General features: G+C 66.9%; 19 protein-coding genes. 8 read left to right on the top strand and 11 right to left on the bottom strand.

What is annotated here, in order from left to right; all coding sequences use genetic code 11:
• Window positions 1-367: 367 nt before the first annotated feature.
• From phaP to WS89_RS29115, 6 genes are all read right to left on the bottom strand, one after another.
• Window positions 368-952, bottom strand: coding sequence for a TIGR01841 family phasin (gene phaP / locus WS89_RS29140; RefSeq protein WP_059506684.1), 585 nt, complete (start codon window positions 950-952; stop codon window positions 368-370).
• Window positions 953-1,448: 496 nt separating this feature from the next.
• Window positions 1,449-2,213, bottom strand: a complete 765-nt coding sequence (locus WS89_RS29135; RefSeq protein WP_059795528.1) for a ParA family protein — start codon at window positions 2,211-2,213, stop codon at window positions 1,449-1,451.
• Between the two features lie 102 nt (window positions 2,214-2,315).
• A complete protein-coding gene (locus WS89_RS29130; protein ID WP_059795527.1) occupies window positions 2,316-2,939 on the bottom strand; it encodes a DNA-3-methyladenine glycosylase in 624 nt (207 codons plus the stop codon).
• Window positions 2,926-3,456 (bottom strand): G/U mismatch-specific DNA glycosylase, encoded by a 531-nt coding sequence (gene mug / locus WS89_RS29125; protein WP_059795525.1) that lies wholly within the window; start codon window positions 3,454-3,456, stop codon window positions 2,926-2,928. The genes WS89_RS29130 and mug overlap by 14 nt, the downstream gene beginning before the upstream one ends.
• A 122-nt stretch (window positions 3,457-3,578) precedes the next feature.
• Entirely contained in the window at window positions 3,579-4,127 is a 549-nt protein-coding gene (locus WS89_RS29120) for a single-stranded DNA-binding protein (RefSeq protein WP_059506677.1), read from the bottom strand.
• Between the two features lie 103 nt (window positions 4,128-4,230).
• Entirely contained in the window at window positions 4,231-5,418 is a 1,188-nt protein-coding gene (locus tag WS89_RS29115) for an MFS transporter (protein WP_059506675.1), read from the bottom strand.
• A gap of 264 nt (window positions 5,419-5,682) precedes the next feature.
• Here WS89_RS29115 and uvrA point away from each other — a divergent pair, with 264 nt between their 5' ends.
• Entirely contained in the window at window positions 5,683-8,568 is a 2,886-nt protein-coding gene (uvrA, locus tag WS89_RS29110; protein WP_059795524.1) for an excinuclease ABC subunit UvrA, read from the top strand.
• 277 nt (window positions 8,569-8,845) lie between these two features.
• On the top strand, window positions 8,846-9,928 hold the full coding sequence (locus WS89_RS29105; protein ID WP_059506671.1) for an AI-2E family transporter: 1,083 nt from the start codon (window positions 8,846-8,848) through the stop codon (window positions 9,926-9,928).
• Window positions 9,929-10,018: 90 nt separating this feature from the next.
• On the opposite strand, the gene purU is transcribed toward WS89_RS29105, so the two are convergent.
• The 5 genes from purU to WS89_RS29080 all read right to left on the bottom strand — a co-directional run bounded on the left by purU (window position 10,019) and on the right by WS89_RS29080 (window position 15,174).
• Window positions 10,019-10,903 carry a formyltetrahydrofolate deformylase gene (gene purU, locus WS89_RS29100; RefSeq protein WP_059795522.1) on the bottom strand — a complete coding sequence of 295 codons (885 nt, stop codon included), beginning with the start codon at window positions 10,901-10,903 and terminating at the stop codon, window positions 10,019-10,021.
• Between the two features lie 61 nt (window positions 10,904-10,964).
• Entirely contained in the window at window positions 10,965-11,831 is an 867-nt protein-coding gene (locus tag WS89_RS29095) for an NUDIX hydrolase (protein WP_059795521.1), read from the bottom strand.
• A gap of 5 nt (window positions 11,832-11,836) precedes the next feature.
• Window positions 11,837-12,451 carry a LysE family translocator gene (locus WS89_RS29090; protein WP_059795519.1) on the bottom strand — a complete coding sequence of 205 codons (615 nt, stop codon included), beginning with the start codon at window positions 12,449-12,451 and terminating at the stop codon, window positions 11,837-11,839.
• A gap of 72 nt (window positions 12,452-12,523) precedes the next feature.
• Window positions 12,524-13,090 carry an adenine phosphoribosyltransferase gene (locus tag WS89_RS29085; protein WP_034178636.1) on the bottom strand — a complete coding sequence of 189 codons (567 nt, stop codon included), beginning with the start codon at window positions 13,088-13,090 and terminating at the stop codon, window positions 12,524-12,526.
• Window positions 13,091-13,167: 77 nt separating this feature from the next.
• Window positions 13,168-15,174: a monovalent cation:proton antiporter family protein gene (locus tag WS89_RS29080; protein WP_059506665.1), complete on the bottom strand. Its 2,007-nt coding sequence runs from the start codon at window positions 15,172-15,174 to the stop codon at window positions 13,168-13,170.
• A 125-nt stretch (window positions 15,175-15,299) separates the two neighbouring features.
• Here WS89_RS29080 and kdsD point away from each other — a divergent pair, with 125 nt between their 5' ends.
• The 6 genes from kdsD to WS89_RS29050 all read left to right on the top strand — a co-directional run bounded on the left by kdsD (window position 15,300) and on the right by WS89_RS29050 (window position 20,573).
• Entirely contained in the window at window positions 15,300-16,283 is a 984-nt protein-coding gene (gene kdsD / locus WS89_RS29075; protein WP_059506663.1) for an arabinose 5-phosphate isomerase KdsD, read from the top strand.
• The gene (locus WS89_RS29070) at window positions 16,283-16,819 is read left to right on the top strand and encodes a KdsC family phosphatase (RefSeq protein ID WP_059506661.1); all 537 of its coding nucleotides are present in this window, start codon (window positions 16,283-16,285) and stop codon (window positions 16,817-16,819) included. The genes kdsD and WS89_RS29070 overlap by 1 nt, the downstream gene beginning before the upstream one ends.
• 3 nt (window positions 16,820-16,822) lie before the next feature.
• Window positions 16,823-17,437: an LPS export ABC transporter periplasmic protein LptC gene (lptC, locus tag WS89_RS29065; protein ID WP_059506659.1), complete on the top strand. Its 615-nt coding sequence runs from the start codon at window positions 16,823-16,825 to the stop codon at window positions 17,435-17,437.
• Window positions 17,438-17,457: 20 nt separating this feature from the next.
• On the top strand, window positions 17,458-18,123 hold the full coding sequence (lptA, locus tag WS89_RS29060; RefSeq protein ID WP_006483139.1) for a lipopolysaccharide transport periplasmic protein LptA: 666 nt from the start codon (window positions 17,458-17,460) through the stop codon (window positions 18,121-18,123).
• A complete protein-coding gene (gene lptB / locus WS89_RS29055) occupies window positions 18,120-18,896 on the top strand; it encodes an LPS export ABC transporter ATP-binding protein (protein ID WP_059506655.1) in 777 nt (258 codons plus the stop codon). The genes lptA and lptB overlap by 4 nt, the downstream gene beginning before the upstream one ends.
• A gap of 171 nt (window positions 18,897-19,067) precedes the next feature.
• Window positions 19,068-20,573, top strand: coding sequence for an RNA polymerase factor sigma-54 (locus WS89_RS29050; protein ID WP_059506653.1), 1,506 nt, complete (start codon window positions 19,068-19,070; stop codon window positions 20,571-20,573).

Raw genomic sequence — 20,573 nt, 5'->3', positions numbered from 1 at the left:
GCCGCAATCTTTGCCAGCGAGCCGCCGAATTTGCCGACCGCGGTCCGCGCGGCCGATACGATCACTACATCCGTCATGTTCAATCCCTGCGTTGAAATCAGTTCGTCGTTCTGACGCCGGCACGAGGCGGCAGCACGTGGCGATGGCGTGCGCCGGGCCATCCGGCCCGAGCGCGGCCGCATGGCGCCGCATGGCGGGCAGCATCCGTTCGCACCGGCGGCACGGCACACCGCGGCACGGGCAACCGTGCACGGTCGTCTTGCGGCGCACCGGGCGTTCGCCGGACCCCGCGTGGCACACGCGGCGTCCGGCGTCATCCGGCGCCGGTCAATCGTGTCGCGCCTGCGCGCGACACGCACTCACGCGGTTACGCTGCCGATTCGCGCGCAGCCGCTGCGTCCTTGCGGGCGGCGGCCGCCGTCTGCTTGGCGCCGCGCGTGGCCGTTTCGCTGACCGCATCGAAGCCGCTCTGCGCCGCTTCGAGCGCCTGACCCGTCGCCGCACGCACGGAGTCGGCCGCGGCGCTCGCCGCGGACAGCGCCGAATTCAGCGCGGCCACCACCGGCGCCGAGCCGGCCGGCGCATGCTTCGACAGTTCGCCGAGCACGTCCTTCAGACGCTTGTCGTTCTGCTCGTACTGCGCCTGCGCGACCTTCGCCCATTCGGACTGGGTCGACACCGCGATGTCGAACAGATGGCGGCCGTACGACACGACCTTGCCGGCCGCTTCCTGCGGCGCGGCAACCTGCTGCGCGAAACCTGCGGCCGGGTTGTTGCCGTTGAACGCGTTCTTCAGCTTGTCCTCGTATTCCTCGAGCGCCGTCCTGGCCGCCTGCAGGTTGAGTTCGACGACGGCCTCGAAACCGTGGATCGCCGGACGGGCGATCGCGAACCAGGCGGCGATACCGGATTGATAATCGGCGGCGAGTTTTTCGGGGGCAAATACGGACATCGGGCACGCTCCTGTTAGCAATGCGAGAGACGACTTGAGAAAAATGGAAGCTTGATCGACACCCGCTTCCTTATTGACAACCCGTCACCCATTTGGGCGCGGGTAGTTGAAGGAAGCCATTCTAGAGCGATTAATTGTCAATTAAGTGGCATTAATGATAGGTATAAACCCTTATTACCCTTTAGAGCGACCGCCGAAGCTTGCGGGGCGCCGACCTCGCAACCCTGATCTCGCCTGCTCCGACCCGCAATGCATTTTTACCTTTTGCAGCATAGCGCAACCTGGTGTCGCACAATATTTACCAATTCATTATTCTGCTTATTAGAAAACCGGCCCTCTTTGGAAATCAAAAACCATCTGTGTAATCGTTTTTCTGGATTTGCCATGAAATCGTTTTCGGCTTTATTAATAACGAATTCAATAATCGGACGAATTACGGGACGCGATAAAAAAAGGCCGCTTGAAGCGGCCCCGGTCGACGCGGTCGGGCGCGGGATCAGCCGGCCAGTTCGCGATGCAGCGCGCGAAACTCCTGCGCGAGCTTGTGCGTCGGCTCGAGATGGATCACCGGCGTCGACTGCTGATGCGATTCGCGGATCTTCACCGACGCGGACAACCGCGACGCGAGTACCGGCAACCCTTCGTCGACGAGTTCGTCGACCAGCCGTTGCGGCAGGCTCGCGCGCGGCTGGAACTGGTTGATGACGATCCCTTCCACCTCGAGCGCCGCGTTGTGGTCCTGCTGGATTTCCTTCACGTTCTCGAGCAGCGTGTACAGCGCGCGGCGCGAGAAATCGTCGCAGTCGAACGGGATCAGGCAGCGTTCGACCGCGATCAGCGCCGAGCGCGTATAGAAATTCAGCGCGGGCGGCGTGTCGATGTATACGGCGTCGTACATGTCGAGCTCGTTCAGCGCATCGCGCAGCTTGTAGATCTTGTAGCGCGATTCGAGCTTGCCGTGCAGCGTGTCGAGATCCGGATGCGCAGGCATCACGTCGAGCCCGTCGAACGGGGTCGCGTGGATGAACGACGCGATGTCCACCGGACGGAAGTTGAAGGTCAGCGCGGTTTCGAAGAAGCCGGCGACGCCCGGTTGCGCGTCGGCCGCGGCGTCGCCGAGCAGGTAGCGCGTCGAGTTCGCCTGCGCATCGAGATCGATGACGAGCGTGCGCAATCCTTCGCTCGCACCGATCGCCGCCAGGTTGCAGACGATCGTCGACTTGCCCACGCCGCCCTTCTGGTTGAATACGACCCGCCGCATGGTGTCCCCTCGATCGAAACGTCGAAACGGCCAGCTTAGCCGGCCAATCATGGCGGCTGCGTGACGCAGATCGAATTCGGCGCGACGTGTGCGCGACACCCGTCACATGCGTGGCACCGCGCCCGATACGTACCGGTTGCCGAGCACGCTCCACCGCCACGGCAGATCCTGGCCGACGCGAATGCCGATGCGCGGCCCGCCCGCCGGGTCGGCGGGCGGCGCCATCCCGTCGTCGACGATCGCGAACCCTTCATGCGCGCCGACCAGGTCGACGCCATCCTGCGCGCCGCCGATCCCCATCGCCTGCGTCAACCGCGCCGGCCCGCGGCACAGGTCGCGATCTCGCGTGCGCGGCGGCCGCGCCGCACGCATCCGCTCGAGCCCGTGCAGCGGCTCCAGCGCGCGGATCAGCACGCCCGTTCCCGCGCCGTCCGGGCCACATATGCAGTTGCAGCACCAGTGCATGCCGTACGTGAAATAAACGTAGAAGTGCCCGGGCGGCCCGAACATCGTCGCATTGCGCGGCGTCTTGCCGCGATAGGTGTGCGCGGCCGGATCGAGCGCGCCCGCATACGCTTCCACTTCGACGATGCGGCCGGCCCGGCCGTCCGCGGCCGCGAGGATCTTGTTGAGCAGCTGCGGCGCCACCTCGGTGGCCATGCGGTTGAAGAATGCGCGCGGCACGATGGTGCCGGGCCATGGAGCCGCGGTCTTACTGCGTCGCATCGTCCTTCTCCGTCATCGCCGCGAGATGAAGCTCACGATACGCATCGACCAGATCGTCGAGCGCGAATGCGAGGTTTCTCCCGCTGGGGTTGGGCAGCACCCACACCCGCGCTTGCCGGATGCTCGATGGCTGCGCTCCCCACGCGACTTCGCGCTGCCCCGACAGCGCCGAATACGCCGCCTTGCCGAGAAACGCGACGAAGCGCGGCGCATGCTGCGCGACCTTGTGTTCGAACGCGGCGGCCGCGGCCATGAATTCCGCGCGCGAAAGCTGATCGGCACGCGCGGTCGGTCGCGGCACCACGGCCGTCAGCCCGCAGCCGTAACGGAGTATCGCGCGATCGTCCTGCGGCGCAAGCTCAGTCGGCGTGAAACCCGCGAGATGGATCACGCGCCAGAAGCGGTTGTTTCTTCCCGCGAAGTGATGGCCGGTCGCGGCCGCGATCAGGCCGGGATTGATCCCGCAGAACAGGACGTCGAGACGGGGAGCAATGAGGTCGGGGAGTGCGTCAGCCACGTTTCATCCCGAGCGCGGCAGGCAGGCGCGACGTAAACGAAGCAAGGCCCGAAAACCCGGGCCAAGCGACTGGCTTGACACGGACATTCGGGCCCATCGTGATGCGGGGGTGCGACTTGCGGTCAGAACGGAATATCGTCGTCCATCTCGTCGAACCCGCCGCCTGCCGGTGCGCTCGGACGGCTCTGGCCGCCGCCACCCGCACCGCCACGCGTCGCGCCGCCGGCACGACCGCCGCCACCGCCGCGCTCCGCCTGCTCGCCGCGGCCGCCGCCACCACCGTAGCCGCCGCCATAACCGCCTTCGTCACCGCCGCCACCGCCGCCGCCCGAACCACCGCGGCCGCCGAGCATCTGCATCTGTTCGGCAACGATTTCGGTCGAGTAACGGTCCTGGCCGTCCTGGCCCTGCCACTTGCGCGTACGGATGCGGCCTTCGATATAGACCGACGAACCCTTCTTCAGGTATTCGCTGACGATTTCCGCCAGGCGGCCGAAGAACGCGACGCGATGCCACTCGGTCATTTCCTTGAAATCGCCGCTCGCCTTGTCCTTGTAGCGATCGGTCGTTGCGAGACGGATGTTCGCAACCGCGTCGCCGCTCGGCAGGTAACGGACTTCAGGATCGGCGCCGAGATTGCCGACGAGGATGACCTTGTTGACGGATGCCATGTGTTTCTCCAGTAAATTCGATGCGGGGCCGCCCGCGAAAGCCGTCGGAGCGGCCCGCCGGGCGAGCCGGCGAACGCCGCCCGTGCCTGCCCGACGATCAGATTCAGGCCTTGCGCGGCGGCGCTTTCATGCTGGCCGCGATTATAAGCCACGCGGCAACGAGCCCCGAACACGTGTAAAACACCGTGTTCGCCCCGCCGTGCTTCAGCAGCCAGCCGCCCACGATGCCGCCGAGCGCGAGCCCGACCGACTGCGTGGTGTTGTAGACACCCGTGGCCGCGCCCTTGCGCGAACCCGGCGCGAGCTTCGACACGAGCGACGGCTGCGACGCTTCCAGGATGTTGAACCCGAGGAAGTACACGAACAGGATCGCCGCCACAATCAGAATGGTATGCGGTGCGCTGCCGAGCAACAATTGGCCGATCAGGATAGCCAGAATGCCGCCGAGCAGCACCGGCTTCATCTTGCCCCGCTTTTCCGCGACGATGATCGCCGGCACCATCATCACGAACGCGAGCCCCATCACCGGCAGGTAGACCTTCCAGTGCGCGGCGACCGGCAGCCCGCCGTCCACCAGCAGGCGCGGCACGACGAGGAACAGCGCCGTCTGTGTCGCATGCAGCACCAGCACGCCGAAGTTCAGGCGCAGCAGCTCGACGTTGTGCAGCACCTCGGCGAACGGCGCGGGCACGTGCACGGGCTTGGCCGCGTCGGGCACGATCCACAGCACGACGCCGATCGCGAGGATCGACAGCACGCCGACGATCGCGAACAGTCCGCTCATCCCGACCCAATGGAACACGATCGGCGCGCCGACGATCGCGACCGCGAACGACACGCCGATCGAGCCGCCGACCATCGCCATCGCCTTCGTGCGGTTCTGCTCGGAGGTCAGGTCGGCGATGAACGCGAGCACCGCGGACGACACCGCGCCCATCCCCTGGATCACGCGGCCGACGATGATCCACGTGATGTCGTGTGCGAACGCGGCGACGAAGCTGCCGAGCGCGAAGATCACGAGGCCCGTTGCGATCACCGGCTTGCGGCCGAACTTGTCGGACGCCCAGCCGTAGAAGATATAGAACAGCGACTGCGTGACGCCGTAGGCCCCGAGCGCGATACCGACGAGCAGCACGTTGTCGCCGCCCGGGATGGTTTTCGCGTAGACCGAGAACACCGGCATGATCATGAACAGGCCGAGCATGCGCAGCGCGAAGATCGCCGCGAGCGACGTGGTCGCGCGCAGTTCGGGCGCGGTCATGCGGGAAGACGTGGCAGACGGATTGGACATCGGGAATGAATTTCGAATGATCGGAATGTCCGCCCGGCGGCGGGCGGCGGAAGATCAGGACCGGCGGCCTGGCGGCCTTTCGGGGCCACACGTCGGGGCCGGATGCAGGCGGCCTGCGGGCCGCCCGGAACGTGCGGCGCGACCGCTTTCCCCGGCGCAGGTGTCGCCTTGCTGCCACCTGCTGTAAAGGCTGGGGGCCGTAAACGACGGTCTCGAAAAGCCGTTATAGTAGCAGGTTTGGTTCCCTCCATTTTCGCCAGGTTCATGGAACAGATCCGTATCCGTGGGGCACGCACCCACAACCTGAAAAACGTCAATCTCGACCTGCCGCGCCACAAGCTGGTCGTGATTACCGGGTTGTCCGGGTCGGGCAAGTCGTCGCTCGCGTTCGATACCCTTTATGCCGAAGGCCAGCGCCGCTACGTGGAAAGCCTGTCCGCGTACGCCCGCCAGTTCCTGCAGCTGATGGAGAAGCCCGACGTCGACCTGATCGAGGGGCTGTCGCCGGCGATCTCGATCGAGCAGAAGGCAACGTCCCACAATCCGCGTTCGACCGTCGGCACGGTCACCGAAATCCACGACTACCTGCGACTTTTGTACGCACGTGTCGGCACCCCGTACTGCCCCGACCACGACATCCCGCTCGAGGCGCAAAGCGTGTCGCAGATGGTCGACGCGGCGCTCGCGCTGCCCGAGGAAACCAAGCTGATGATCCTCGCGCCCGTCGTCGCGAACCGCAAGGGCGAGCACGTCGAGCTGTTCGAGGAGATGCAGGCGCAGGGCTTCGTGCGCTTTCGCGTGCGCTCGGGCGGCGGCGCCGCGAACGAAGGCGTCGCGAAGATCTACGAGGTCGAGTCGCTGCCGAAGCTGAAGAAGAACGACAAGCACACGATCGACGTCGTCGTCGATCGCCTGAAGGTGCGCCCGGACATGAAGCAGCGGCTCGCCGAATCGTTCGAGACGGCGCTGCGCCTCGCCGACGGCCGCGCGATCGCGCTCGAGATGGATACCGACCGCGAGCACCTGTTCAGCTCGAAGTTCGCGTGCCCGGTCTGCTCGTACTCGCTGCAGGAGCTCGAGCCGCGCCTGTTCTCGTTCAACAACCCGATGGGCGCGTGCCCGGAATGCGACGGCCTCGGTCAGATCACGTTCTTCGACCCGAAGCGGGTCGTCGCGCACCCGTCGCTGTCGCTCGCCGCCGGCGCCGTGAAGGGCTGGGACCGCCGCAACCAGTTCTACTTCCAGATGCTGCAGAGCCTCGCGGCCTTCTACGAATTCGACATCGACGCCGCCTTCGAGGATCTGCCCGAAAAGATCCGGAAGGTGCTGCTGTTCGGCTCGGGCAAGCAGACGATTCCGTTCTCGTACATCAACGAGCGCGGCCGCACGACGATCCGCGAGCACGTGTTCGAAGGGATCATCCCGAATCTGGAGCGCCGCTACCGCGAGACCGATTCGGTCGCGGTGCGCGAAGAGCTGTCGAAATACCAGAACAACCAGCCGTGCCCGGCGTGCGACGGCACGCGCCTGCGTCGCGAGGCACGCCACGTGCGGATCGGCACCGGCGACCACGCGCGCGGCATCTATGAAATCAGCGGCTGGCCGCTGCGCGACGCGCTCGGCTATTTCGACGGGCTGACGCTCGAAGGCGCGAAGCGCGAGATCGCCGACAAGGTGATCAAGGAAATCGTCGCGCGCCTGACGTTCCTGAACAACGTCGGCCTCGATTACCTGTCGCTCGAGCGCAGCGCCGAAACGCTGTCGGGCGGCGAGGCGCAGCGGATCCGGCTCGCGTCGCAGATCGGCTCGGGCCTCACGGGCGTGATGTACGTGCTCGACGAGCCGTCGATCGGGCTGCACCAGCGCGACAACGACCGCCTGATCGCGACGCTCAAGCATCTGCGCGACCTCGGCAACTCGGTGATCGTCGTCGAGCACGACGAGGACATGATCCGCACGGCCGACTACGTCGTGGACATGGGCCCCGGCGCGGGCGAGCACGGCGGCATCGTGGTCGCCGAAGGCACGCCGAAGCAGGTGCAGTCGAACCCGCAATCGCTGACCGGCCAGTATCTGGTCGGCAAGCGCGTCATCGAGTACCCGGACGAGCGGCTCGCACCCGATCCGGAGCGGATGCTGCGCATCGTCGACGCGCACGGCAACAACCTGAAGCACGTCGATCTCGAACTGCCGGTCGGGCTGCTGACCTGCATCACCGGCGTGTCGGGCTCCGGCAAGTCGACGCTGATCAACGACACGCTGTATCACGCGGTCGCGCGCCACCTGTACGGCTCGGCTGCCGAGCCGGCGCCGCACGAGGCGATCGAGGGCCTCGAGCACTTCGACAAGGTGATCAACGTCGACCAGTCGCCGATCGGCCGCACGCCGCGCTCGAACCCGGCCACGTACACCGGCCTGTTCACGCCGATCCGCGAGCTGTTCTCGGGCGTGCCGACCGCGAAGGAGCGCGGCTACGATCCGGGCCGCTTCTCGTTCAACGTGAAGGGCGGCCGCTGCGAATCGTGCCAGGGCGACGGCGTGCTGAAGGTCGAGATGCACTTCCTGCCGGACGTCTACGTGCCGTGCGACGTGTGCCACGGCAAGCGCTACAACCGCGAAACGCTCGAAGTGCAGTACAAGGGCAAGAACATCAGCGAAGTGCTCGACATGACGGTCGAGCACGCGTACGAGTTCTTCAGCGCGGTGCCGGTCATCGCGCGCAAGCTGAAGACGCTGCTCGACGTCGGCCTCGGCTACATCCGCCTCGGCCAGTCGGCCACGACGCTGTCGGGCGGCGAGGCGCAGCGCGTGAAGCTGTCGCTGGAGCTGAGCAAGCGCGACACCGGCCGCACGCTGTACATCCTCGACGAGCCGACCACCGGCCTGCACTTCCACGACATCGCGCTGCTGCTGGAAGTGATCCACCGGCTGCGCGACCAGGGCAACACGGTCGTGATCATCGAGCACAATCTCGACGTGATCAAGACGGCCGACTGGGTGATCGACCTCGGCCCCGAAGGCGGCGCCGGCGGCGGCCAGATCATCGCGCAGGGCACGCCCGAGCAGGTCGCGAAGACGAAGGCGAGCTTCACCGGCAAGTACCTCGCGCCGCTGCTCAAGCGTCCGACCCGCAAAGTCGCGGCCGGCTGACCCCATTCCGCCGGCTCCGCCCTTCCCCGCGCGCGGCGGCCCAGCCGCGCGCGTGTCGACGGCAGGCCGCCCCCTCGTTTTCCCTTCTGCGTTTACACCACGCGCCAAACGGCCCGTTTGCGGACCATAATGGCAGCTATACTTTACGGTCGTAAGGTTCGCCATCCGCACCAATCCGGTGCGGCATCGGGCGACCGGCATCGGGCGACCGGCATCGGGCGACCGGCGCTCTGCCTCGCGCTGCGCGGCACGACACACCGAGGGACAGGAATCCACGATGGAGAAGCAACAAGAGTCGCGCGACACGCAGAACCGCGAGCCGCACCTGCGCAGCGTGCGGCTGACGAGCGACTTGAGCCTGCCGAAGCTGTCGGCGCTCGAGATCGGCAGTTATCTCTTCGCGCTCGTCATGATGTGGCTCGTCCTCGAGCTCCGGCTGCTCGGCGGGATGCTGGCCGGCCTGCTCGTCTATCAGCTGATCCACACGATCGCGCCCGTGATCGAACGCCATACCACGAGCATGCGCGCGCGCTGGGTCGCCGTCGTGCTGCTGTCGATCGCGATCGTCGGCGGGCTCACCGGCCTGACGATCGGCATCATCGAGCATTTCGAGCACACGGTGCCGAACCTGCAGAGCTTGCTCGACCAGTTGATGCAGATCGTCGAGCAGACGCGCGCACGCACGCCGGCGTGGATCGCCAATCTGCTGCCCGTCGACGTCGAACAGATGAAGACGAAGGCGGCCGTGCTGATGCATTCGCACATGGACCAGCTCCAGCAAAGCGGCAAGAGCGTCGCGCGCGGCTTCGGCCACGTGCTGTTCGGGATGATAATCGGCGCGATGATCGCGATCGGCGTCGAGCAGGGCAAGGTGCGCCGGCCGCTGTCGACCGCGCTCGTCACACGCGTGTCGCGCTTCGCCGATGCGTTCCGCCGCATCGTGTTCGCACAGATCAAGATCTCGGCGATCAACGCGGCCTTCACCGGCATCTACCTGCTCGTCGCGCTGCCGATCTTCCACCAGCGGCTGCCGCTGTCGAAAACGCTCGTGCTCGTCACGTTCATCGTCGGCCTGCTGCCCGTGATCGGCAACCTGATCTCGAACACGCTGATCGTCGCGGTGTCGCTGTCGGTCAGCATGGGCACCGCGATCGCGTCGCTCGCGTTCCTCGTGGTCATCCACAAGCTCGAATATTTCCTGAACGCGAAGATCATTGGCGGCCAGATCGAGTCGCGCGCGTGGGAGCTGCTATTGGCGATGCTGATCATGGAAGCCGCGTTCGGGCTGCCGGGCGTGATCGCCGCGCCGATCTTCTATGCGTACCTGAAACGCGAGCTGTACCTGCTGCGGCTGATCTGAAGTCGCCCGCTCGCCAACGGCGAAAAAACGCCGCGCCCGGTGAAGGGCGCGGCGTTTTTGCTCGTGGAGCCAGCCTTTCGGGCCGGCGGATCAGCGGAACACGACCGTCTTCGTCCCGTTCAGCACGATCCGGTGCTCGACGTGCCACTTCACCGCGCGCGCGAGCGTCACGCACTCGACGTCGCGGCCGATCGCGGTCAACTGGTCGGGCGTCATGCTGTGGTCGACGCGCTCGACTTCCTGCTCGATGATCGGGCCTTCGTCGAGATCGGTCGTCACGTAGTGCGCAGTCGCGCCGATCAGCTTCACGCCGCGGTCGAACGCCTGGTAGTAAGGCTTCGCGCCCTTGAAGCTCGGCAGGAACGAATGGTGGATGTTGATCGCGCGCCCGGCGAGCTGCTCGCACATGTTCGGCGACAGGATCTGCATGTAGCGCGCGAGCACGACGAGATCGGTCTGATGCTCGTCGATCACTTCCAGCACGCGCGCTTCCTGCGCCGCCTTCGCGGCATCGGACGACCCGCCGACCAGCGGGAAGTGATGGAACGGAATGTTGTAGCTCGCGGCGAGCTGATAGAACTCCTTGTGATTCGACACGATCGCCGGAATCTCGATCGGCAACTGGCCGGTGCGATAGCGGAACAGCAGGTCGTTCAGGCAGTGGCCGATCTTCGACACCATGATCACGACGCGCGGCTTCACGGCCGCATCGTGCAGCTCCCAGCGCATCGAGAACTGTTCGGCAAGCGGCGCGAATTCCTTGCGAAGCGTGTCGAGCGCCGACGCGGCATCCACGCCGCCGCCGTCCTGCTCGAAGTGCACGCGCATGAAGAACTCGCCGGTGCGGCTGTCGCCGAACTGCGCGGAATCGAGGATGTTGTTGCTGCGCTCGAACAGGAAGCCCGAGACCGCATGGACGATGCCGTGCCGGTCGGGGCACGACAGTTTCAAGATAAAGCTGTGATCGGTCGGCATGACCGCTACTCCCATTGTTTCCGTATTCGTCAAATTGCCCGTTCGCGCCGCGCGGCGCGCGTCACGCGGCCGGTACGAACAGCGCGTCGATGCCGGCCGCGTCGGCCGCCGGAATCCAGCGGTGGCGCAGCAGCGTATCGAGCGTCGCGAGGCTCGCATCCATCGTCGCGCGGCCTTCGCGCAACCAGCCGATCACCTCCGGCACGCCGGCCAGCAGGTGTTCGGCCACTTCGCCGTCCTGGTTGCGCGGCGCGAAGTCGTGCGGCAGCGGCAGGTCGTACACGAAGATCAGTTCAGACTGCGTGCCTTCCGGCAGCGCGTTCAGCACCTGTACCGCGCGGCCCGCGATCGCACGCGCCGCCAGGTCGGCCGGAATGCCGGCTTCTTCCCAGCATTCCTTCGCGAGCGTCTCGTGAACGCCCAGCCCCCAGCCGATCCCGCCGGCGACGACGTTGTCGAGCATGCCGGGGTCCGTGGCCTTGGTCGAGCTGCGGCGGCCGAGCCACAGCTTCGGCGTGGCCGCGGCGGCCGGCTCGCCCGGCGTAACCGCGTATTCTACGATGCCGTTCACGTGCACCGCATAGGTCTGCGTGCCGAAGAAGCGCGAAGCGGCGCGCTCGATGTACGCGAGCGGCGGATCGTCGAAGCGGTTGCGTATCGCATAGATCTCGTCGCGCCAGCCGGGAATCGCGCCTTCGGCGGCGAGCGCGCCGATCGCGCTGGCGAGCGCCATGCTGCGCGCGTCGACCGAATCGTAGCGCGCCGACAGCACGACCCGCTCGCCGGTCAGCTCGAACACGTCGGGCCAGCGCGCGAGCTTCGCGACGTCCCGGCGGCGCACCCAGCCGACCGCCTGGCCGGCGATCTCGAAGCGCAGGTGCGCGGCCGGATCGAAGCGGCGCGCGGCCGCGATGCAGGGAAACGTCATCGCGCTCAATCCTTCAGCGCGACCCGGATGCCGATCGCGATGAACGTCGCGCCGGCGATCCGGTCGAGCCACACGCCGGCCTTCGGGCGACGCTTCAGCCACGCGCCGATCATGCCCGCGCCGACACCGAACAGCGAGAAGACCGCGGCCGTCTGCAGCATGAACAGCGCGCCGAGCTCGAACATCTGCAGCGTCACGCCCTGCGCGCCGTGCGGATCGACGAACTGCGGCAGGAACACGACGAAGAACAGCGTGACCTTCGGGTTCATCAGGTTGCCGATCACGCTCTGCCGGAAAATCGCGCCGAGCGGCTGCGGCGGGCGCGCATGCGCATTCGCGAGGCCCTGGCTGCGCAGCGCCTTGATACCGATCCACACGAGGTACGCGGCGCCCGCGAGCTTCAGGATCTGGAACGCGACCGGCGACGAACGCAGCACGGCCGCGACGCCGAGCGCCGCGAGCATCGTGTGGAACAGGATCCCCGCCGTGAAGCCGAGCGCGGCGACGAAGCCGGCCGCGCGGCCCTGCGAGATGCCGCGTGCGAGCACCTGCAGGTTGTCGGGCCCCGGCGCGAGCGTGATCGCGATCGACGTGGCGAGAAACAGCATGAAGTTGGGCATCGTGACCTCGCTGCGTAGCGTGACCCGGGTGAACCGGGCAAGCCGGGGCGGTACCCCGGGGCGGACCGGCGTTCAGTGGCCGGAGAATTCGGTAACGGTATAGACGGGCAGGCCGGCGTTGCGCAGCAGCGCGGAGCCGCCGAGATCGGGCAGGTCGATGATCGCCGCGCCTTCGACGACCACCGCGCCGAGCCGCTGCAGCAGGTTGCGCCCCGCCATCATCGTGCCGCCGGTCGCGATCAGGTCGTCCATGATGATCACGCGGTCGCCGGGGCGGCACGCATCTTCGTGGATCTCGACCGTCGCGCTGCCGTATTCGAGGTCGTACGATTCCGAACGGGTCTTGTACGGCAGCTTGCCGACCTTGCGGATCGGCACGAAGCCGACGCTCAGCTCGTACGCAACGATCGGCGCGATGATGAAGCCGCGCGCGTCGAGGCCCGCGACGTAATCGAGCTTCGCATCGACATAGCGTTCGACGAACAGGTCGACGAGGATGCGCAGCGCCTTCGGGCTCTGCAGCAGCGTCGTGATGTCGCGGAACTGCACGCCCGGCTGCGGCCAGTCGGGCACCGTGCGGATCTGGCTATGGATGAAGGCGACCGGATCGAGCGGTGCGCCCGACGACGAATGCGGCATGAAACTCTCCGAAAAAAACGGTGCGCGAAGATCGGGCACCGTTTCTGATCAATACGGGTCAGGTTGCGAATCGCGGCTCACGCAGCCGCGGCCGGCGGATCGCGCCGATGGCGCGACAACCGCTCCTCCGCGAGCGCGAGCGCCTCGGGCAGCCCGCGCAGCACCACGATGTCGCTCGCGCGCAGCTTGGTTTGCGGATCGGGTTCGACGCCGCGAATGCCGTGCCGGCGGATCGCGGTGACTTCCAGCCCGAGCGCGTACAGCCCGAGTTCTTCCAGCGAACGCCCGACCGCGTCCGCGCGCGCATCGACCGGCACCGATTGTAGCCGCACCTGCTCGTGATCGTCGTCGTCCGCATCGTCCGCGCCGCGGAAATAGCCGCGCAGCAGGCTGTAGCGCTCGTCGCGCATCTCCTCGACGCGCCGCACGACCTTGCGCATCGGTACGCCGACCAGCACCAGCGTATGCGACGCGAGCATCAGGCTGCCTTCGACGATCTCCGGAATCACCTCGGTCGCGCCGGCTGCGAGCAGCTTCTCCAGATCGGCATCGTCGACCGTGCGCACGATCGCCGGCAGCGTCGGCTCGAGCTCGTGCACGTGATGCAGCACGCGCAGCGCGGACGGCGTGTTCGCGTAGGTGATCGCGACGGCCGCCGCACGGTGGATACCGGCCGCGAGCAGCGACTCGCGGCGCGCCGCGTCGCCGAACACGACCGATTCGCCGGCCGTCGCGGCCGCGCTGACGCGATCGGGATCGAGGTCGAGCGCGACGTACGAAATGCCTTCCTGCTCGAGCATGCGCGCCAGGTTCTGGCCCGCGCGGCCATAGCCGCAGATGATCACGTGGCCGCGCTGCTTGAGGCTTTGCGTCGCGATCCGCGTCATCTGCAGCGATTGCTGCATCCACTCCGTCGACGACAGCCGCATCACGATGCGGTCGGCGTTCTGGATCAGGAATGGCGCGGCGAGCATCGACAGCAGCATCGATGCGAGGATCGCCTGCAGCAGCGTCGAATCGACGAGATGCCGGTCGAGGATCAGGTTCAGCAGCACGAAGCCGAATTCGCCGGCCTGCGCGAGGCCGATCCCCGTGCGCATCGCCACGCCCGGCGTCGCGCCGAACAGCCGTGCGAGCCCCGCGATCATCGTCGCCTTGAACAGGATCTGCCCGACGAAAAAGCCGAGCACGATCAACGGATGCTCCCAGATCACGCGCGGATCGAGCAGCATCCCCGTCGTCACGAAGAACAGGCCGAGCAGCACGTCGCGGAACGGCTTGATGTCCTCTTCCACCTGATGGCGGAACGGCGTCTCGGAAATGAGCATCCCGGCGATGAACGCGCCGAGCGCGAGCGACAGGCCGAAGCGGTCGGTGACGAACGCGGCGCCGAGCGTGACGAGCAGCAGGTTCAGCACGAACAGCTCCTGCGAGCGGCGCCGCGCGACGACGTTGAGCCAGCGCGTCATGAAACGCTGGCCGATGACCAGCAGCAGCGTGAGCGCGATCACGATCTTGACCGCCGCGAAACCGAGCGTGATCGCGAGATCCTTCGACGATTCGGCGCCGAACGCGGCGATCACGATCAGCAGCGGCACGACCGCGAGATCCTGGAACAGCAGCACGCCGAAGATGTTGCGGCCGTGCTCCGTCTCGATCTCGAGCCGCTCGGCGAGCATCTTCGACACGATCGCCGTCGACGACATCGCGAGCGCGCCGCCGAGCGCGATGCTGCCCTGCCACGTGATGTGCACCCAGCGCTCGAACAGCACGCCGAGCACGAGCGCGAGCACGAGGGTCGCGACGACCTGCAGCAGGCCGAGCCCGAACACGAGCCGCTGCATCGCCCTCAGCTTCGCGAGCGAGAATTCGAGGCCGATCGAAAACATCAGGAACACCACGCCGAATTCCGCGAGGTGCTCGGCCCGTTCGAGATCTGCCGCGACGCCAAATGCGTGCGGGCCGACCAGGATGCCGACGGTCAGGTAGCCGAGCATCGGCGGCAGGTTCAGCGAGCGGAATACGACGACGCCCACCACCGAGGCCAGCAGCAGCAGCAGGGTCATTTCGAGCGGGGAAATCACAGGCGAAGCGTCCTCGTTCGTCGGGGCCACGGCAATGCGGGCGCGGGTGGTGGCGGTGGGCAGGCGACATCGGACGAGTCCGAAGGCGCGGCGCGGCGAACAAACGCCTTTGCTATACTCCGCGCATGATAGCGAAAATCAATGATGATCGGGCGCTCGCGCTCGCCCGCGACGTGCTCGACATCGAGGCGGACGCCGTGCGCGCGCTGCGCGACCAGCTCGACGGCGGCTTCGTCCAGGCCGTTGCGCTGCTGCTCGGCTGCCGCGGCCGCGTCGTGGTCTCCGGGATCGGCAAATCGGGGCATATCGCCCGCAAGATCGCGGCCACGCTGGCCAGCACCGGTACACCGGCCTTCTTCGTCCACCCTGCCGAGGCCAGCCACGGCGACCTCGGGATGGTCACCTCCGACGACGTCTTCATCGGCATCTCCTATTCCGGCGAATCGGAAGAGCTCGTCGCGATCCTGCCGCTCGTGAAGCGGATCGGCGCGAAGTTGATCGCGATCACGGGCCGCGCGGGGTCGAGCCTCGGCACGCTCGCCGACGTGAACCTGAACGCCGCGGTGTCGAAGGAAGCGTGCCCGCTGAACCTCGCGCCCACCGCGAGCACGACCGCCGCGCTCGCGCTCGGCGACGCGCTCGCCGTCGCCGTGCTCGACGCGCGCGGCTTCGGCTCGGAAGATTTCGCGCGCTCGCACCCGGGCGGCGCGCTCGGCCGGCGCCTGCTCACCTACGTGCGCGACGTGATGCGCTCGGGCGACGACGTCCCGTCCGTCGGGCTGAATGCAACGCTGTCGGACGCGCTGTTCCAGATCACCGCGAAGCGCCTCGGCATGACGGCCGTGGTCGACGCCGACGGCAAGGTCGTCGGCATCTTCACGGACGGCGACCTGCGCCGCGTGCTCGCGCGCGACGGCGACTTCCGCTCGCTGCCGATCACCGAAGTCATGACGCGCGACCCGCGCACGATCGCGCCGGATCACTTGGCGGTCGAGGCCGTGGAACTGATGGAGCGCCACCGGATCAACCAGATGCTGGTCGTCGATGCCGACGGCGCGCTGATCGGCGCGCTGAACATGCACGACCTGTTTTCGAAGAAGGTGATCTGATGAGCGCAGCGCTGACTGCGGCCGAACGCGCGAGCCGCGTGAAGCTGATGATTTTCGACGTCGACGGCGTACTGACCGACGGCGGCCTGTTGTTTACAGCGGCCGGCGACGCGATGAAGTCGTTCAATTCGCTCGACGGCCACGGCGTGAAGCTGCTCGGCGAAGCCGGCATCGCGACCGCGATCATCACGGGCCGCCGCTCGGACATCGTCGCGGCGCGCGCGAAGGAAATGAAGATCGCGCACCTGTTCCAGGGCGTCGAGAACAAGCTCGCCGTGTTCGCCGACCTGATCGCGTCGCTCGGCCTGACGGCCGACGCCTGCGGCTACATGGGCGACGACTGGCCCGACCTGCCGGTCATGCTGCGCTGCGGCTTCGCAGCGGCCCCCGCGAACGCGCACCCCGAGGTGATCGCCCGTGCGCACTGGGTCGCCGAAGCCCGCGGCGGCCACGGCGCCGTGCGCGAGGTCTGCGATGCGATCCTGCGCGCGCAGCGTCGCTACGACGCGCTGCTCGCCGCCGCCTGCGGAGCCTGACCGATGAGCACGCATTTCCGCTGGACCCAGATGCTGCCGCTCGCCGCGGTCGCCGCGCTCGCGGGCGTCACCTGGTGGCTGCTGCAGGCCACGCTGCCGCCGCCCGGCGAGGGCGCCGCGCAGCCGAAGCGCCATACGCCCGACTACTTCGCGGACAACTTCTCGGTCACCGAGCTCGACCAGTCCGGCACGACCCAGTACCGGCTGACGGCCGCGAAGCTGGTCCATTACGAAGACACCGAAAGCAGTGACCTGACCGATCCGGCCATGCGTGCGTTCCAGCCCGGCAAGCCCGTCGTGACGACCACCGCGAAGCGCGGCACCGTCAACGGCGACGTGTCGATCGTCGATTTGTACGACGATGCGCGCATCCTGCGCGCGGCCGGCGGCGGCGATCCGCAGATGCAGGCCGATTCCCAGCATTTCCGGATCTTCGTCAATGACGATGTGATCCAGACCGAAAAGCCGGTTAAACTTCAGCGCGGCCTGTCGCTCGTCAACGCGACCGACGGCATGAAGTACAACAACGTCACCCGGGTCATCGAGCTTTACGGCAACGTGCGCGGCACGATCGCCGCGGCGGACACGTCCGGCGGCTCGAAAGGTCAACCCAAGTGACGCATCCCTCACGTGACTGCATGAACGAACCGTTCCCTCGACAGATTTCCGGCGGCGCTGCGCGCGCCGTCCGCGCCGCGCTCGCCGCGACGCTCGTGGCGCTCCCGCTCGTCGGGCTGGCGCCGCTCGCCCATGCCGAGAAGGCCGACCAGAACAAGCCGATCAACGTCGAGGCCGACAATCTGACCTACGACGATCTGAAGCAGGTCACGGTCGCGACCGGCAACGTCGTGATCACGAAGGGCACGATCATCATCAAGGGCGATCGCGTCGAAGTGCGTCAGGACCCGGAAGGCTACCAGTACGCCACCTCGTTCGGCAGCGGCAAGAAGCACGCGACGTTCCGCCAGAAGCGCGAAGGCCTCGACGAATACATCGACGGCGACGCCGAGCGCATCGACTACGACGGCAAGCAGGACCTGACCACGCTGACCACCGCCGCGACCGTGCGCCGCCTGCAGGGCACGTCGACCGTCGCCGATACCGTGCACGGCAGCGTGATCACGTATGACGGCCAGCGCGACTTCTACACCGCGAAGGGCGGCAAGGACGTCGCGGCGCCGGGCAACCCGAACGGCCGCGTGCGCGCGATGCTGTCGCCGAAGAACGGCGGCCCCGCGCCGCTGAACGGGGCGCCGGCCAAGCTGTCGCCGTCGACCACGATCCAGGGAGCGCCCGGCCAATGAACGCGCTCCCGAACCGCCAGCCGGCCGGCACCACGAGCTCGCTCGTCGTCCGCAACCTGAAGAAGCGCTACGGCTCGCGCACGGTCGTCAAGGACGTGTCGCTCGACGTGAAGAGCGGCGAGGTCGTCGGCCTGCTCGGCCCGAACGGCGCCGGCAAGACCACGTCGTTCTACATGATCGTCGGCCTCGTGCCGACGGATGCGGGCGAGATCTCGCTGAACGGCAGCTCGATCGGCCTGCTGCCGATCCACAAGCGCGCGTCGCTCGGCCTGTCGTACCTGCCGCAAGAGGCGTCCGTGTTCCGCAAGCTGACCGTCGAGGAGAACATCCGCGCGGTGCTCGAGCTGCAGCACGGCGAAGACGGCAAGCGGCTGTCGAAGGACGCGATCTCGTCGCGCACCGAAGCGCTGCTCGACGAGCTGCAGATCGGCCATCTGCGCGAGAACCCCGCGCTGTCGCTGTCGGGCGGCGAACGGCGCCGCGTCGAAATCGCGCGCGCGCTCGCGACCAACCCGAGCTTCATCCTGCTCGACGAACCGTTCGCCGGCGTCGACCCGATCGCGGTGCTCGAGATCCAGAAGATCGTCAAGTTCCTGAAGCAGCGCAACATCGGCGTGCTGATCACGGACCACAACGTCCGCGAAACGCTCGGCATCTGCGACCACGCGTACATCATCAGCGACGGTTCGGTGCTGGCCGCCGGCGCGCCGAGCGAAATCATCGAAAACGAAAGCGTGCGCCGCGTGTACCTCGGCGAACACTTCCGCATGTAACTTTCTCCTCGTGGCTGGCTGCACCCCGCCCGGCATCGCCGCGCGGAGCCGCGCCCCGCTTGCATCCACGCCCGCGGCCATGCCCGCGGCCAGGCGGCGCGCCGCGCGTAATCGCGGATGGCTCAATGCGCCTGGGTCGTGGCAAACTGCCGGTATGACTCCCTCCTTGCCATGAAAGCCAGCCTCCAACTTCGCCTGTCGCAACATCTGGCGCTGACGCCGCAGCTGCAGCAGTCGATCCGGCTCCTGCAGTTGTCGACGCTCGAATTGCAGCAGGAAGTCGCGATGGCCGTCGCGCAAAACCCGCTGCTCGAGAACGACGACGAATGGATCGCGAGCCCGCTGCGCGTCGCGGCGGACGGATCGCTGATCGCGCAGACGCCGCCCGCACAGAACACCGAGCCCGCCGCGACGAACGGCAGCGGCACGTCCAGCGATCGCGCGGAGCGCGACGAGCCGGCCGGCGCCGACGAATACGACGGTTACGGGTCCAGCGACGGCAACGACGGCCCGCAGTGGAACCTCGACGAATACGGCCGCTCGGGCGGCGCGTCCGACGACGACGACCTGCCGCCGCTGCAGGTGCAGGAAGCCGCGACGTCGCTGCGCGACCACCTGTCCGCGCAGTTGCGCGTCACGCAGGCCGGCCCGCGCGATCGCGCGCTCGTGATGTTCCTGATCGAATCGCTCGACGACGACGGCTACCTGACCGCCACGCTCGACGAAGTGCTCGCCGACCTGCCGCCCGAACTGGAAATCGACTGCGACGAACTGAACGCGGCGCTCGCGTTGCTGCACAGCTTCGACCCGGCCGGCGTCGGCGCGCGCTCGGCCTCCGAATGCCTGAAGCTGCAGTTGCTGCGTCTCGATCCGTCCCCGACGCGCACGCTCGCGCTCGACATCGTGTCGCAGCATCTCGAACTGCTCGCCGCCCGCGACTTCACACGGTTGCGCAAGCACCTGAAGGCGAGCGACGACGCGCTGCGCGACGCGCACGCGCTGATCCGCTCGCTCGAGCCGTTCCCCGGCGCCGCATACGGCAAGGCCGAGGCCGACTACGTCGTGCCCGACATCATCGTGAAGAAGGCCGGCCAGGGATGGCTCGCGGAGCTCAATCCGGAGGTCGTGCCGCGCCTGCGGATCAACAACCTGTACGCGAACATCCTGCGCAACAGCCGTGGCGATCCGTCGGCCGGATCGCTGAAGCAGCAGCTTCAGGAAGCGCGCTGGCTGATCAAAAACATCCAGCAGCGTTTCGACACGATCCTGCGTGTCGCGCAGGCTATTGTCGAGCGTCAGAAGAATTTCTTTGCGCACGGTGAAATTGCCATGCGCCCCTTGGTTTTGCGGGAAATAGCTGATACGCTGGGCCTACACGAGTCGACTGTCAGCCGTGTGACAACCGGGAAGTACATGCTGACCCCGTTCGGGACGCTCGAATTTAAGTACTTCTTCGGATCTCACGTTTCGACCGACACCGGTGGCGCCGCCTCGTCGACCGCCATCCGAGCCCTCATCAAGCAACTGATAGGAGCTGAAGACCCAAAATCGCCACTTTCGGACAGCCGCATTGCCGAGCTGCTGGCAGAACAGGGTTTCGTGGTCGCGCGCCGCACGGTTGCGAAATATCGCGAAGCCCTCAAGATCCCGGCAGTGAATCTGCGCAAGTCTCTTTAA

Origin of the sequence: Burkholderia sp. MSMB1072, assembly GCF_001524725.1 — a bacterium.
In the GTDB taxonomy this organism is placed as follows: Bacteria; Pseudomonadota; Gammaproteobacteria; order Burkholderiales; family Burkholderiaceae; genus Burkholderia.
Note: the sequence above shows the minus strand (reverse complement) of the source record. Positions and strands in the feature narration are given on the sequence as shown.